At 73.0% G+C, this 14850-nt stretch carries 12 protein-coding genes; 7 read left to right on the top strand and 5 right to left on the bottom strand.

All coding sequences use genetic code 11. The features are described 5' to 3' along the window. The first annotated feature begins 108 nt into the window (after positions 1-108). Positions 109-1098 carry an IS481 family transposase gene (locus H6H00_RS05230; protein WP_185722178.1) on the top strand — a complete coding sequence of 330 codons (990 nt, stop codon included), beginning with the start codon at positions 109-111 and terminating at the stop codon, positions 1096-1098. Here the strand turns inward: H6H00_RS05230 and speB are convergent. Then, positions 1095-2108 (bottom strand): agmatinase, encoded by a 1014-nt coding sequence (gene speB / locus H6H00_RS05225; protein WP_185720217.1) that lies wholly within the window; start codon positions 2106-2108, stop codon positions 1095-1097. The two genes, H6H00_RS05230 and speB, sit on opposite strands and share 4 nt — an antisense overlap. A gap of 111 nt (positions 2109-2219) precedes the next feature. On the opposite strand from speB, the gene H6H00_RS05220 reads away from it, so the two are divergent. Next, positions 2220-3521: a citrate synthase gene (locus H6H00_RS05220; RefSeq protein WP_185720216.1), complete on the top strand. Its 1302-nt coding sequence runs from the start codon at positions 2220-2222 to the stop codon at positions 3519-3521. Positions 3522-3555: 34 nt separating this feature from the next. On the opposite strand, the gene H6H00_RS05215 is transcribed toward H6H00_RS05220, so the two are convergent. After that, positions 3556-4716: an FAD-dependent monooxygenase gene (locus H6H00_RS05215; protein ID WP_185720215.1), complete on the bottom strand. Its 1161-nt coding sequence runs from the start codon at positions 4714-4716 to the stop codon at positions 3556-3558. 43 nt (positions 4717-4759) lie between these two features. Between H6H00_RS05215 and H6H00_RS05210 the strand changes: the two genes are divergently transcribed. The 4 genes from H6H00_RS05210 to H6H00_RS05195 all read left to right on the top strand — a co-directional run bounded on the left by H6H00_RS05210 (position 4760) and on the right by H6H00_RS05195 (position 8780). Continuing rightward, entirely contained in the window at positions 4760-5167 is a 408-nt protein-coding gene (locus H6H00_RS05210) for a TetR family transcriptional regulator C-terminal domain-containing protein (protein ID WP_185720214.1), read from the top strand. Positions 5168-5218: 51 nt separating this feature from the next. Then, positions 5219-6586 (top strand): cryptochrome/photolyase family protein, encoded by a 1368-nt coding sequence (locus H6H00_RS05205; protein WP_185720213.1) that lies wholly within the window; start codon positions 5219-5221, stop codon positions 6584-6586. Positions 6587-6663: 77 nt separating this feature from the next. Continuing rightward, a complete protein-coding gene (locus tag H6H00_RS05200; protein WP_185720212.1) occupies positions 6664-7404 on the top strand; it encodes a sunset domain-containing protein in 741 nt (246 codons plus the stop codon). A gap of 86 nt (positions 7405-7490) precedes the next feature. Beyond that, positions 7491-8780 carry a glycoside hydrolase family 6 protein gene (locus H6H00_RS05195; RefSeq protein ID WP_221775801.1) on the top strand — a complete coding sequence of 430 codons (1290 nt, stop codon included), beginning with the start codon at positions 7491-7493 and terminating at the stop codon, positions 8778-8780. On the opposite strand, the gene H6H00_RS05190 is transcribed toward H6H00_RS05195, so the two are convergent. The 3 genes from H6H00_RS05190 to H6H00_RS05180 form a co-directional block, all read right to left on the bottom strand. After that, on the bottom strand, positions 8753-9967 hold the full coding sequence (locus tag H6H00_RS05190; RefSeq protein ID WP_185720211.1) for an ABC transporter permease: 1215 nt from the start codon (positions 9965-9967) through the stop codon (positions 8753-8755). The genes H6H00_RS05195 and H6H00_RS05190 overlap by 28 nt on opposite strands. Continuing rightward, on the bottom strand, positions 9964-10860 hold the full coding sequence (locus H6H00_RS05185; protein WP_185720210.1) for an ABC transporter ATP-binding protein: 897 nt from the start codon (positions 10858-10860) through the stop codon (positions 9964-9966). Before H6H00_RS05185 ends, H6H00_RS05190 begins: the two co-directional genes overlap by 4 nt. Positions 10861-10928: 68 nt before the next feature. After that, positions 10929-12719 carry a sigma-54-dependent Fis family transcriptional regulator gene (locus H6H00_RS05180; protein ID WP_185720209.1) on the bottom strand — a complete coding sequence of 597 codons (1791 nt, stop codon included), beginning with the start codon at positions 12717-12719 and terminating at the stop codon, positions 10929-10931. 389 nt (positions 12720-13108) lie between these two features. On the opposite strand from H6H00_RS05180, the gene H6H00_RS05175 reads away from it, so the two are divergent. Further along, a complete protein-coding gene (locus tag H6H00_RS05175) occupies positions 13109-14746 on the top strand; it encodes a ferritin family protein (protein WP_172167838.1) in 1638 nt (545 codons plus the stop codon). Positions 14747-14850: the final 104 nt, after the last annotated feature.

Here is a 14850-nt window from a genome sequence, read left to right as displayed (position 1 = left end):
CGAGGTCGTGTGACGACACGGTCTGACTGATCTTGATAGGTGAGGACCCCCTGGGGTGGTGTGGAGCTGTCTGACGGCACCCACACCACGACCCAGGAGGTCCTCACCGTGCACGCTAACGCCGCGCTGACCCCGACCGCACGACTACGGCTGGGGAAGCTGGTCGTCGAGCAGGACTGGCCCGTCGCCCGGGCTGCGGAACGGTTTCAGGTGTCCTGGCCGACGGCGAAACGCTGGGCCGACCGGTACGCCTGCGAGGGCGAGGCCGGCATGCAAGACCGGTCCTCCCGCCCGCACCACTCACCCTGCGCGACGCCGGCCCCGGCGGTGCGCAAGGTCGTGCACCTGCGCTGGAAGCAACGCCTGGGGCCGGTCGGAATCGCCGCGATCCTGGGGCTGTCGACCTCCACGGTGCACCGCATCCTGACCTCGTGCCGGATCAACCGGCTCTCCCACCTGGACCGGGCCACCGGGGAACCTGTGCGCCGCTACGAACATCCCCACCCCGGCGACCTGGCCCACGTGGATGTGAAGAAGCTGGGCAACATCCCCGACGGCGGCGGATGGCGCTTCGTCGGACGCGCCCAAGGCAAGCGTCATCGGGCCGCGACCCCGGGCAAGCCGCGCAACCGTCACCACCATCCCAAGATGGGCACCGGCTACCTGCACACCGTCCTGGACGACCACTCCCGCGTCGCTTACACCGAGATGTGCGACGACGAAACCGCCGCCACCGCGGTCGCCGTGCTGCACCGGGCAGTGGCCTGGTTCGCCGCCCGCCACGTCACCGTCCGGGCGGTCCTGACCGACAACGGCGCCTGCTACCGCTCACACCTGTGGCGCGAGGCCTGCGCCGAGCTTGAGATCCGCCACCGCCGCACCCGCCCCTACCGCCCGCAGACCAACGGCAAGGTCGAACGGTTCCATCGGACCCTGGTCGAGGGATGGGCGTTCCGCCGGCTCTACGCCAGCGAAACCCACCGCCGCAAAGCCCTACCGGGCTGGATTCACGAGTACAACCATCACCGACCCCACACCGCCTGCGGCGGACACCCACCGATCACCAGATTGACTAACCTGTCCGATCAGTACAGCTAGCGCCCGTCGAGCAGCGGCCGGCGGGGGTCCCACGTCGTGCCGTCGGCGGCGTCGCGGCGGCGCCGGGCCATGCCGGAGAGCACCTCCAGGACCACCCGGTTGGCCAGGAACGAGGTGATCTCGGCGTGGTCGTACGGCGGCGACACCTCCACCACGTCGACGCCGACGACCGGCAGCTCGTAGGCCAGGCGGCGCACGGCGTCGAGCAGTTCGCGGGCGGTGAGCCCGCCGGGCTCCGGCGTGCCCGTGCCGGGGGCGTGGCCGGGGTCGCACACGTCGATGTCGACGGACAGGAACACCCCGTCGCAGTCGTCGACGGCGATCGCGGACGCCTCGGTCAGGCACGCGTCCAGCCCGCGGGCGACGATCTCGGTCATCTCGTAGGACCGCATGCCGTGGCCGGCCATCCAGGACAGCGTCTCCGGGCCCGGCCAGTACCCGCGCAGCCCCATCTGCAGGAACCGGTCACCGCGCACCGCGCCGGACTCGATCAGCCGGCGCATCGGCTGCCCGTGCCCGACGAGCGAGCCGAACTCGATGTCGCCGGTGTCGGCGTGGGCGTCGAAATGGATCATCGAGACGCGCCCCTGTCCCAGATGCTGGGCGACCCCGGCCGCGTCGGGCCACGCGATCGTGTGGTCTCCGCCGAGCACCAGCGGGACGGCCCCGGCGGCCGCGATCGCGTGCACCGCCTCCTGCAGATCCCGCACCGATCGCTCGGCGTCGCCGGAGAACATCTCGACGTCTCCCGCGTCGTGCACGGCGAGGTCGGCCAACCCGTCGACGCGCAGCGCGAGGGAGGGTCGGGAGCCGTCGTGCGGCAGGTAGCAGGACTGCCGGATGTGCTGGGGGCCGAACCGCGTACCCGGTCGGTGCGACGTCCCGCCGTCGAACGGAGCACCCAGCACGACGACCGCGGCACCGGCGAAGGACGCGGGATCCGACCAGTCGCAGCGGGGCACGCCGAGGAAGGTGATGTCGGGGCCGAACTGGGTGCCGTAGCGGGCCATCCGGGACGCTCCTCGCGTGATGTGGGCACCTCTGCCCAGCGGGTCGGGTGCCCGGCGCACTAGCGTGATGCTCAACAGACTTGGACCACGCGAGTGTGAGGGAACCTCCACATGGCCGACCAGAGCGATGCCGCCGTACTCCACTACCCCGGTGGCGAGCACGAGATGGCGATCAGTACGCCCACCGAGGGCGCACCCGCCTTCGACGTGTCGAAACTGCTGTCCACGACCGGACTCGTCACCCTCGACCAGGGTTTCGGCAGCACGGCGGCGTGCACGTCCGCCATCACCTACATCGACGGCGACGCCGGGATCCTGCGCTACCGCGGGTACCCGATCGACCAGCTCGCCGAGAAGTCCACGTTCCTCGAGACCAGCTACCTGCTGATCTACGGCGAGCTGCCCACCCAGGAGCAGCTCTCGGCGTTCACCAACAAGGTCAGCCGGCACACGCTGCTGCACGAGGACCTCAAGCGCTTCTTCGACGGCTTCCCCCGCGACGCGCACCCGATGCCGGTGCTGTCGAGCGCGGTCAGCGCGCTGTCGACCTTCTACCAGGACGCCCTCGACCCGTTCGACCACGACGCCGTCGAGCTCTCCACCGTGCGCCTGCTCGCCAAGGTGCCGACGATCGCGGCGTACGCGTACAAGAAGTCGATCGGCCAGCCGTTCCTCTACCCGGACAACTCGCTGGGCCTGGTCGAGAACTTCATGCGCATGACGTTCGGCTTCCCCGCCGAGCCGTACGAGATCCAGCCCGAGGTCGCCCGCGCGCTCGAGGTGCTGCTGATCCTGCACGCCGACCACGAGCAGAACTGCTCGACGTCCACGGTCCGGCTCGTCGGCTCGTCGCAGGCCAACCTGTTCGCCTCCATCTCCGCCGGCATCAACGCCCTGTTCGGACCGCTGCACGGCGGCGCCAACCAGGCCGTCCTCGAGATGCTGCAGAAGATCCAGAAGGAGGAGGACGGCAACGTCGACGCCTACGTCGACCGCGTCAAGAACAAGGAGGACAAGGGCGCCCGCCTGATGGGCTTCGGGCACCGGGTCTACAAGAACTACGACCCGCGCGCGAAGATCGTCAAGCAGCAGGCCGACGGGATCCTCAAGACCCTCGGCGTCACCGACCCGCTCCTCGACATCGCCATGGCGCTGGAGGAGAAGGCGCTGGCCGACGACTACTTCATCGAGCGCAAGCTCTACCCGAACGTCGACTTCTACACCGGCGTCATCTACCGGGCGATGGGCTTCCCGACGAAGATGTTCACCGTCCTGTTCGCCCTGGGCCGGCTCCCCGGCTGGATCGCCCACTGGCGCGAGATGATCGAGGACCCGGGCACGAAGATCGGCCGCCCGCGGCAGCTCTACACCGGGTCCGCCGAGCGGGCCTACGTGGGCATGGGCGAGCGCTGACCCCACCCTCCCCGCCGTTGCAGCAAGGCCACCTTCACGCGATCTCGTTGCGGGAAGGTGGCCTTGCTGCGTGACGGGTGGGGTCCGGCGGCGGCGTGCAGGCCAGCTGCGCGGCCAGCGCCCTCGTGGACAGCGCCCCCGGGACGAGCCGGAGCGCCGCGTCCCGGATCCGGCCCGCCGGTCCGTGGAGGCCCAGCACGCGGTTCGCCCGCGCGGCCTGCCGCTGGAGCGCGCTCGTGCGGGGCCGTCGCAGGGCGTCGTAGCGCGCGAGTGCGGCGGGCGCCTCCGCGGGGCCGGCGCCGGTGAGCACCGCCCCGAGCGCCACCGCGTCCTCGAACGCCTGGCAGGCGCCCTGGCCGAGGTCGGGGGTCATCGCGTGGGCGGCGTCGCCGAGCAGTGCGACGCGCCCCACCGCGAGGGCCGGCAGCGGCCGGGCCAGCTGCGCGGTCTGCACGACGTGGACCGCCTCGGGCGCGGTCGCGTCGATCAGCGCGGCCGCGCACGGGTGCCAGTCGGCGCGGCGCTCGCGCAGCCAGCGGTGCCGGGCCGGTGGGTCGTCCGGGGCGGTGTCGCGCCAGGTCGCGTACCAGTACACGCCGCCGTCGGACATCGGCATGCAGCCGAACCGGTCGCCGGTGCGGTGGTCGAGCAGCTCGCCCGGCGCGAGCGGGAGGTCGGCGGGCACCCCGGTCGCGACGGACCGCGCGGCGGACTCGCCGGACCGGCGCAGCCCGGGGTGCGCGGGGAACAGCGCGGCCCGCAACCGGCTCCCCGCCCCGTCGGCGACGACCGCGACGTCGGTCCGGTGACCGTCGATCTCGACCCCGGTGGGGCCCTCCCGCAGCGCGGTGACCGCCCGCCCCGTGACGACGGTGCCCGCGGGCAGCGCCGCGGCGAGCAGCCGGTGCAGCCAGGGGCGGGTGAGCACCGTCACGGGCGCGCCGACGAGGTCGCGCAGCGCGGACCGGTCGGTGGCGAGCAGCGCCCGCCCGTGCCGGTCGCGGATCCCCCCTTCGGCGAACGGCGCCGCCCGCTCGCGCACCGGCCCGCCGAGCCCCAGGGCGTCCAGGGCCAGCACGCCGTTGGGCATGATCCCGATCCCGGCCCCGGTCTCGCGCAGCTCGCCCGCCCGCTCGAGCACCGTCACCGCGTGCCCGGCCCGGTGCAGGGCCGTCGACGCCGCGGCCGGCAGCACGTCGTACTACTTCCGGAGCCGGTCGGCGCTGGTGTCCGGGTGCGTGGAACGCCTGCTGGAGCTGGACCTGGAGCGGGAGCTCGCCGGCCTGGACGGGCCGGTCGACCTGCTCGACGGGCTCGTCGCCGTCGCCGTCTCGATGGCCACCACCCAGCGGCACCGCACCCTCGCCCGCCACGAGCTGAGCCTCGCCGCCGTCCGCGACCCCGACCTGCGGTCCGCGCTGCTGGCCGGTGGCGACACCATCCGCCGCCTCGGTGCGCGGATGCTCGACCGGGCCGGTGCCGCCGACCCGGTGGCCGCCGCCGAGGAGCTGGCCGCGGTCGTCGACGGGCTGGTGCTCACGGCGCTCGTCCGCGGCCCCGACGACCCGGAGGCGCTGGCGGCGTGGGTGCGCCCGCCCCTGGAACGGGTGCTCGCGGCCCGGGTCCGGCCGGACGGTCCGACCTGACACCGGGCGTCACCGGGCGACGGGCCGCACCGGCCGCTAGCGTCGCGCTCCATGAGTGACGCCTCCGTCGTCTGGTTCCGGCGTGACCTCCGGGTCCGCGACCAGCCGACCTTCCTCGCCGCGGCCCCCAGCGCCCTGGGGCTGTTCGTGCTCGACCCCGCGCTGCTCGGCCCGTCCGGCGCCGCCCGCTCGACGTTCCTGTTCCGGGCGCTGCGCTCGCTCGACGAGTCGCTCGGCGGGCGGCTGCTCGTCGTCGAGGGCGACCCGGCCGAGGTCGTGCCGCGGATCGCCGAGGCGGTCGGGGCGGGCGCGGTGCACGTCGCCGCCGACTACGGGCCCTACGGCACCCGCCGCGACGAGGCCGTCGCGAAGGCGCTGGCCGACGCCGGCCGCGAGCTCGTCCGCACCGGGTCGCCGTACGCGGTGGCCCCCGGCCGGATCCGCAAGGGCGACGGCGACCCGTACCGGGTGTTCACCCCGTTCCGCCGGGCGTGGGCCGAGCACGGATGGCGCGGGCCGGCCGACACCGACGCGTCGACGGTCGAGTGGATCGACCCCGCCGATCTCGACGGCGTCGCGATCCCGGACGACGAGCCCGTCGACGCCGAGCTGCCCGAGGCCACCGAGGACGCGGCGCTGGCGCGCTGGCGGGCCTTCCTCGACGACGACGTCAACGACTACTCCGCCGCCCGCGACCGCCCGGACAAGCCGGGCACCTCGCGGATGTCGGTCTACCTCAAGTACGGGCTCGTGCACCCGCGCACGCTGCTGGCCGATCTGGCGCGCAGGCGCAGCGAGTCGGCCGAGACCTACCGCACCGAGATCGCCTGGCGGGAGTTCTACGCCGACGTCCTGCACCAGCGGCCCGACTCCGCCCGCGAGAACTACGACCGGTCCTTCGACGCCCTGCCGACCGCGTCCGGGGCGGCCGCCCGCCGCGCCTTCGAGCAGTGGTGCGACGGGCGGACCGGGTTCCCCATCGTCGATGCCGGGATGCGGCAGCTGCGCGAGGAGGCGTGGATGCACAACCGCGTCCGCATGATCGTCGCGAGCTTCCTGGTCAAGGACCTGCACCTGCCGTGGTGGTGGGGGGCCCGGCACTTCATGCGCCTGCTCGTCGACGGCGACCTGGCCTCCAACCAGCACGGGTGGCAGTGGACCGCGGGCAGCGGCACCGACGCGTCGCCCTACTTCCGGGTGTTCAACCCCATCACGCAGGGGGAGAAGTTCGATCCCGACGGCGCCTACGTCCGGCGGTACGTGCCGGAGCTGCGCGACGTGGCGGGCAAGGCGGCGCACCAGCCGTGGACGCTGCCCGACGGCGTCCCGGACGGCTACCCGGAGCCGATGGTCGACCACAAGGCCGAGCGGTTGGAGGCGCTGGCGCGGTTCGACCTGGTCAAGGCGGCCCGTCAGTGACGCCTGCGAGGTGGTGCGGTGGGACGGGGGAACGCGGACGGTAGGTTCGTCGTCACGCACGCGAGGGGAGCAGACCTGTGACCGACGCCCGCCCGTCCCGCCGTGGCCGCTGGATCGTCCCGGCCCTCCTGCTCGGGGTGGGGGCCGCCTGGGTGATCGCCCGCCGCCGCGCCGCCGAGCCCGTCGACGTCCGGGCGCCGCGCCCGCCGGCCGCCCCCCGCACCACGGCGAACGGCAGCGCCCCGGCACCCGTGACGGCCTCCGCCGCCCCACAGGCTCCCGCCGCCCCGCCTGCGGCCGCCCCCGCGCCGTCGCCTCCGGCCGCCCCGCCCGCCCCGGCGCCGCCGCCCGCGCCGTCCGCGTCGTCGTCCGCGCAGGCCCCGACGTCCGCGGACGACGCGACGGTGCGCGAGGCGCCCGCCCCGCCGCCGCCCGCCCCGGCACCCGCCGCTGCGGCCCCGCCCGCCCCGCCTCGCCCCAGCCCAGGCCCCCGCCCATCGCCCACGGTCCGGTCGCTGACCTCGTCCCCACCCGGGCAGCAGTCCGCCGTGGCGACCCCGGAGCCGACCCGCCGCCCGTCCCCGAAGCCCCGTCCCCGGGTCAGTCCGTACGGCCCCGGGTCGGCCGCCCCGCTCCCGGACGGGTCGGCGCCGGGACCGGAGTTCACGATCAAGGGCAACGCGGGGTCGATGCTGTTCCACCCGCCGTCGAGCCCGTACTTCGGCCGGACGAAGGCCGAGGTGTGGTTCCGGACCCCCGAGGATGCGGTCGCCGCCGGGTTCACGGCCTACTCTCCGCGACGACGCGAGTCCTCCTGACGGCGTCGGCTCACCCTTTCGTGTAACGAATCGGCAGTTCGGGCGGATCTATCCGACGGACGTCGACGAGGGACAGGAGCGAGAGGGTGACCGGTCTGTACCGGTCGGCCGATCCGGACCGCGGTCCGGGCCGCGCCGGCGCCCGGCCCGGGAGCGGTCCCGTCGCGGTCCTCGACCGCCTGCCGCCGGACCTGCTCGCGCAGATCGAGGTGCACCGCAGCCTCGCCGCCGAGCTCGCCGCCCCGCCCCGGTTCGAGGTGCCCCGCCCGCGGGCACCGCGGGGGGAGGCCCCGCCGGCCCCGTCCCGCCGACGCCGTTCGCGCCTGTTCACCCACGAGCTGCCCGCGCTGATCGGGGCGGCGGTCATCGCCGTCACCGGGATCGTGGTCTCGGCCGGCCCCGCCCCGACCGCCGCCGCGCCGCCGCAGGCACGGCAGATCGGCTGCGTGCAGGACGTCGACGGGACCGGCTGCCTCGTCCCGACCCCCGTCGCGCAGGACGGCCCGCTCTACGTCGACCCGACGACGCCCGCCGCCCGGCAGGTCGAGGAGTGGACCGCGCAGGGCCGCACCGCCGACGCCGACGCCCTCCGCGCCCTCGCCGACCGGGCGGTCCCGCTGTGGCTCACCGGCGGCGACGGCACGCGCTCCACGGTCGCGGCCTACACCGCCCGCGCCGCCGCGGCCGGGACGATCCCGCTGTTCGTCGCCTACAACATCCCCGACCGCGACTGCGGGAGCTTCTCCGGCGGTGGCGCGGCGGACGCCGCCGAGTACCGGTCCTGGATCGAGTCGGTCGCCGGAGGGCTCGGGGGTGCCGAGTCGATCGTCGTGCTGGAGCCCGACGCCCTGTCCCACCAGCTCACCGGGTGCGCCGAGGAGGGCGGCTCCGGCCGCTACGAGCTGCTCGCGGGCGCCGTCGACGCCTTCACCGCCGCGGGCGCGCGCGTCTACATCGACGCGGGCAACCCCGGGTTCACCGGTGACGCCGCCGCGACCGCCGCGGCGCTGGAGCGGGCCGGCGTCGACCGCGCCGCCGGGTTCAGCCTCAACGTCGCGAACTTCTACACCACCGAGGCCAGCGTCGCGTACGGCACCGCGATCTCCGAGGCGCTGGGCGGCGGGGTCCGGTTCGTCGTCGACACCAGCCGCAACGGGGCGGGCCGTCCCGGGGAGCCCACCGACGGCGCCCCGAACTGGTGCAACCCGCCCGACCGCCTGCTCGGCACCGCACCGACCCTCGACCCCGGCATCCCGCTGGTCGACGCCCTGCTGTGGATCAAACGGCCCGGCGAGTCGGACGGGTCCTGCCGCGCGGGCGAACCCGAGGCCGGCGGCTGGTTCCCCGACTACGCCCTCGACCTCGTCATCGACTGAGCGGCCGGCCGGCCGAGCGCCTCCCGCAGCGTGACCCGCGCACCCGTGCGCAGGATCGAGTTCTGGTAGACCCGGCCGGCGACCCGGACCACGCCGACGACCGCGACCAGCGCGATCAGCGCCGACACCCCGACCTCCCACAGCGGGGCGACGCCCAGGGCGTAGCGCGCGGGCATGATCGTCTGCGACAGGAACGGGATGAACGAGAGCACCGCGGCGAGCTCGTTGCGCGGATCCCCGGGGAGCAGGTTGACCACCAGCACGAACGGGACGATCAGCACGAAGATCAGCGGTGTGACGACCGAGTTCAGCTCCTCCTGGCGCGATACCGTCGACCCGATCGCCGCGTAGAGCGCCGCGAACAGGAAGAACCCGAGCAGGTACCAGAGCACCACCATCGCGAACATCCCCGCCGCGGCCCCGGGCACCGTCAGCAACCCGCCCCCCGCCGCGGCGACGGTGCCGATGATCCCCAGGATCACCAGCTGGAGCAGCCCGACCGCCCCCAGGCCGAGCACCTTCCCGGCCAGCAGCTGCCACGGCTTGATGGTGGCGAGCAGCAGCTCGACGACGCGGCTCTGCTTCTCCTCGACGACCCCGGTCGCGACGAGCTGCCCGTAGCCGGACAGCGAGATGAACAGCAGGACCGTGCCGACGAGCGCGAGCGCGAGCCGCTCACCCCGGTCGGGGTCGACCGGCTGGAGCGTGTCGGTGCTGACCTGCGACCGCTGCGCGAGCTGCGCCGGGTCGACCCCGGACTGCGACAGCGCGGCGGCCAGCGCCTCCTGCTGCACGGCGGTGCCGACGACCGCCTCCAGCTGGGGGTCGACGGCGTCGCGGCCGAGCAGCTCGTAGTCGCCCGCGGACCCGGTGAGCAGGGCGTCGAGTTCGTCGGCGTCGACCTGGACCCGGCCCGGACCGTCCTCGACCGGGACGATCCGCACGTCGAGCCCCTGCGTGGCGGCGGCCTGCTCGACCGCGGTCCGCAGCGACGACGTCTCCGGCGTGACGCCGAGCGAGGGGTTGGACGACTGCCCCGCGATGACGCTGCCGAGCAGCCCGATGCCCCCGAAGAGCACGAGGGTGACGAGCAGGCCGATCACGAAGCTGCGGGAGCGGACCTGCGAGGTGAACTCGCGGCCCGCGACCAGCAGCACCGCCTGACGCGAACCGAGCGGCGCGGTCATGCCGGCACCCCCGACTCCACGACGTCGCGGTACAGCTCGGTCAGCGGCGGGCGCCACCTCCGGAACTCGTGCACCGGCCCCGCGGCCAGTGCGGCCGTGAGCACCCGCTGGTCGTCGGTGCCGGGGGCCAGGCGCAGCCGGGTGCCGGGACCGTCGGAGGCGACCACCTCCACCCCGTCGACGCCCGCCGCCCACCCCGGGGGCGGGCCCTCCACCTCCAGCACGACGCTCCCCTCGCGTTCCCGCAGCTCGGAGACCGATCCGGCCGCCACCATCCGGCCGCCGGAGATGATCCCGATCCGGTCGCAGATGCGCTCCACGAGCTCGAGCTGGTGGCTGGAGAAGATCACCGGGACGCCCGAGTCGGCCTTGCTGCGCAGCACCCCGCTCATCACCTCGACGGCGGTGGGGTCGAGCCCGGAGAACGGCTCGTCGAGCACGAGCACCTCGGGGTCGTGCACCAGCGCGGCCGCCAGCTGCACCCGCTGCTGGTTGCCCAGCGACAGCTTCTGGACCTCGTCGCCGAGCCGGTGGCCCACGTCGAGCAGCGCCGTCCACCGCTCGACCGCCGACCGGGCCTCGCGTGCGGGCAGCCCGTGCAGCCGCGCGAGGTAGGTGAGCTGCTCGCCGACCTTCATCTTCGGGTAGAGGCCGCGCTCCTCGGGCATGTAGCCGATGCGCCGGCGCAGCTCGGCGTCGACCGGCCGGCCCTGCCAGACGACCTCTCCCGCGTCGGCCGACAGCACGCCGAGCACGATCCGCATGGTCGTGGTCTTGCCCGCGCCGTTGCTCCCGACGAACCCGAACACCTCACCGGGCCGCACCGAGAACCCGACGTCGTCGAGCGCCTGGACCTGCCCGAACCGCTTGGAGACCCCCCGGATGTCCAACATGCGGCCGACCCTAGCGACGGGGGCCGACGATCACCCGTGCCGCCTGTCACCGGGGTAGATGACAGCGGTCATCCCGAGGTGGGCATCGAGATCCCGTAGCCGCGGATCTTGCGGTAGATGGTGGCCCGCGACATCCCGAGGTGCCGGGCCGCCTCGGCCTTGTTGCCCGACGCGTCGAGCAGGGCGTCGACGATCGCGTCGCACTCGATGGCCTCCAGCGGCGTGAGCACGCGCCGGGTGATGGCGCGGCACTCCGCGGGCAGGTCGGCAGGCGAGACGATCCCGGTGCGCCGCTTGGCCACGACCTTGCGCAGCACCTGGTACAGCTGCTCGATGTTGCCGGGCCAGCGGTTGCGCATGAGCACGCGCATCGCCTCGGGGGAGCAGGTCAGCTCGGCCCCGCGGGTGAGCCGCGCGATCAGGTAGGGCACCAGCTCGGAGACGTCCTCGACGTGGTGGCGCAGCGGCGGCACCTCGACGGTGCTCGGGAAGTGCCCCAGCAGCTCACCGAGGTGCTCGGGGGACCCGGTGCCCGCCGTGACGGTCGCGACGACCCAGGGGCGCTCGGGGTCGGTGGTGTCGCGGTGCTCCTCGAGGACGTCGCACAGCGCCTGCACGCCGTCGGGGTCCAGGCTGTCGACGTGGGTGAGGACCAGCGTGCCCCCGCCCGTCTGCAGCTCCTCGGCGACGTCGGCGAACCAGCGCGGGCCGGCGTCGGCCGCGTCGAGGACCCGCAGGTGGGCCGCGGGGGTGCGGCCCTGGTGGGTGGCCCGCGCGACGGTGGTCTTGCCCGTCCCCGGCTCGCCCTCGAGCACCAGCCACTCGCGGGCGCGGAAGTGCCGGTCGACGGCCTGGCAGCACTTGGTCCACAGCGCGCCCGACCCGACCGCGGCCGGGAGGGCGGGCGAGGAGGTGGACGTCCGCGGGGTGGGCACGGCGCCGTTGGTGATGAGCTGGACCTGCGCGATGCCGCCCGCGCGGTTGCCCTCGGTCCAGCTGGGCCGCAGCTGGATGCGCGCGGTGTTGCCGCTGGGCAGGTCGACGAGGACCTGGTGGCGCTGGCCGGACTTGAGCGCCTCGCCCGCCTCGGCCAGCAGCGGCCCCTGGTCGGACGGGTCGAACAGCTCGCGGGCGCGGTCGTTCATCATCAGCAGGTCGTCGCTGAGCGCGAACACCGCGCCGCGACCCCGCTGGCAGGCGATGAGGTAGTCGTGCAGCAGCGCGAGTTCGCGGCGGCCGGACTGCTCCAGCAGCGTCTCCTCGATCCGCTTCGCGACGGTGGACGCGATCGCGGTCATCATCATGTTGGCGTCGCTGCGCCAGCAGGTGAGGTCGACGACGCCCAGGACCTTGCCGCTCACGGGGTGCCGGATCGGGGCCCCGGCGCAGGCCAGGTCCTCGAGGTGCTCGGCGTAGTGCTCGTGGCCGAACACCTGCGCGGGCCCGCGGCCCTCGAGCGCGGTGCCGATCCCGTTCGTGCCCACGTAGCGCTCGGCGTAGCTGAAGCCGGGCGCGAGCCAGATGCGGTCGAGGTGGTGGGTGAGCCCGCCGTCGCCGCTGCGGCGGTCGAGGACGACACCGTCGGCGTCGGTGAGGATCAGGCTGACCGGCTCGCTGGCGAGCTGGTCGGCGACCTCCCGGATGATCGGGCCGGCCGCCCGGGTGAGCTGCGAGTCCATCGAGATGTCGGAGTCGTAGGGCAGCTCGAGCCGGTCGGCGTCGACGTCGTAGTGCCGGGAGCGCGTCCACGAGGCGAGGATCGGCTCCCGGACGACGCCGGGCTCCACCTCCTCGTCCACGAGGAAGGAGGTGCGGGCGCGGGCGAGCTGCTCGGAGCCGCCGTCGGGAGCGGGACGCATCTGACCTGGGCGTGCAGAAGCCCCGCGACGGTCGTAGGCCGCTCGCAGGGAGACACTGAGGTCGAGTGCGTGCTCGTCCGGGTGGTCCAACCGGTTGCCCTTCTCGGAGCTGCTGTGGTCCGCGGCGGTGGCCGGTGCGCCTATGGACCGTACAGCCGCACTGCACCGAGTGGTAGTGGGCGAGTCGTAACGTCGGACAATCTCATAATGAGACCGCACGCTGCCTCCCGGGGAGGTGTGATTCCCGGCACGGAGAGAGCAGCACCGGGGCCCGCAAGCCCCCGGCCAGCCGCAACCTCCGCGCTCACCTCCGGTGCCGAGACGCCCGCGCTCGTGTCGGCAACGCGGAAAACCACCACCGTGAGGAGACGACGTTGAGTCGGCAGAGTTTGGCCAAGGCTCACCAGAAGATCCAGGAACTCTCCTGGGAGCCGCAGTACCACGAGCCGTACATGAAGTACGGAACCGACTACACCTTCCGCAAGGCTGCCAAGAAGGACCCGCTCAAGCAGGTCCTGCGGTCCTACTTCCCCATGCAGGAGGAGAAGGACCACCGCGTCTACGGCGCGTCTGACGGAGCCATCCGCGGGAACATGTTCCGGCAGGTGCAGGAGCGCTGGCTGGAGTGGCAGAAGCTGTTCCTCAGCATCATCCCGTTGCCCGAGGTCTCGGCCGCACGGTCGATGCCGATGCTGTTCCACGTGGTCCCGAACCCGGAGCTGCACAACGGCCAGGCGATTCAGATGATCGACGAGGTTCGCCACTCGACGATCCAGCAGAACCTGAAGCGCCTCTACATGAACAACTACATCGACCCGGCGGGCTTCAACAACAGCCTGCGGAACTTCCACAGCGACTACTGCGGCACCATCGGCCGTCAGTTCGCCGAGGGGTTCATCACCGGTGACGCGATCACCGCGGCCAGCATCTACCTGACGATCGTCGCCGAGACGGCGTTCACGAACACCCTGTTCGTGGCCATGCCGGCCGAGGCTGCGGCCAACGGTGACTACCTGCTGCCGACGGTGTTCCACTCGGTCCAGTCCGACGAGTCGCGCCACATCTCCAACGGTTACGCCACGCTGCTGATGGCCCTGTCCGACGAGGACAACCGCCAGCTGCTCGAGCGCGACCTGCGTTACGCGTGGTGGAACAACCACCGCGTCGTCGACGCCGCCATCGGTACCTTCATCGAGTACGGCACGAAGGACCGCCGCAAGGACCGCGAGTCCTACGCGGAGATGTGGCGTCGTTGGATCTACGACGACTACTACCGTTCGTACCTCGTCCCGCTCGAGAAGTACGGCCTGGTCATCCCGCACGACTTGATCGAGGAGTCGTGGAAGCAGATCTGGGAGAAGGGCTACGTCCACGAGGTCGCGCAGTTCTTCGCCACCGGTTGGCTCGCCAACTACTGGCGCATCGACGCGATGACCGACACGGACTTCGAGTGGTTCGAGTACAAGTACCCGGGCTGGTACGACAAGTACGGCGCGTGGTGGGAGAACTACAACCGCCTCGCCGTGCCGAACGGGCACAACCCGATCGTCTTCGAGGACGTCGACTACGTCTACCCGGCCCGCTGCTGGACCTGCATGGTCCCGTGCCTGGTCCGCGAGGACATGGTCATGGCCGACATCGACGGCGTGACGCGCACGTACTGCCACGAGGTCTGCCGCTGGACCGATGTCGAGGCCTTCCGTCCCACGTACCAGGGTCGCGAGACCCCGAACATGGGCCGTCTGGTCGGGCACCGCGAGTGGGAGACGCTCTACCACGGCTGGAACTGGGCCGACGTGGTGTCCGACATGGGCTTCGTCCGCGACGACGGCAAGACCATGACGGCACAGCCCCACCTCGACTTGAACCCCAAGAAGATGTGGACGCTGGACCACCTGCGTCGCTGCCCGCCGTGCGGTAGCCCCAACGTGATCATCAACGAGCTCGACGCCGCCGGCAAGGCCGCGTTCCTCGCTGATTACAACAAGCAGGGCCCCGCCGGACGACCGGCACCCGCGAGCGCCTGAGCGCGGGTCAGGTGAGGGGGGAGGGTCGGCGACTCCATCGTCGGCCCTCCCCCTGCTCAGGCCAGCCTCAGTAATTCACACAGGTCCACCGGCGAAGGGCGCAA

Source organism: Pseudonocardia petroleophila (assembly GCF_014235185.1).
GTDB lineage: Bacteria > Actinomycetota > Actinomycetes > Mycobacteriales > Pseudonocardiaceae > Pseudonocardia > Pseudonocardia petroleophila.
The sequence above is the reverse complement of the archived record's forward strand: the minus strand, read 5'-3'. Positions and strand labels throughout refer to the sequence as shown.

Coding starts and splice junctions, on each gene's coding strand:
- speB (WP_185720217.1), bottom strand. CDS start 2,108: ATGGCCCGCTACGGCACCCAGTTCGGCCCCGACATCACCTTCCTCGGC.
- H6H00_RS05220 (WP_185720216.1), top strand. CDS start 2,220: ATGGCCGACCAGAGCGATGCCGCCGTACTCCACTACCCCGGTGGCGAG.
- H6H00_RS05205 (WP_185720213.1), top strand. CDS start 5,219: ATGAGTGACGCCTCCGTCGTCTGGTTCCGGCGTGACCTCCGGGTCCGC.
- H6H00_RS05190 (WP_185720211.1), bottom strand. CDS start 9,967: ATGACCGCGCCGCTCGGTTCGCGTCAGGCGGTGCTGCTGGTCGCGGGC.
- H6H00_RS05185 (WP_185720210.1), bottom strand. CDS start 10,860: ATGTTGGACATCCGGGGGGTCTCCAAGCGGTTCGGGCAGGTCCAGGCG.
- H6H00_RS05180 (WP_185720209.1), bottom strand. CDS start 12,719: ATGCGTCCCGCTCCCGACGGCGGCTCCGAGCAGCTCGCCCGCGCCCGC.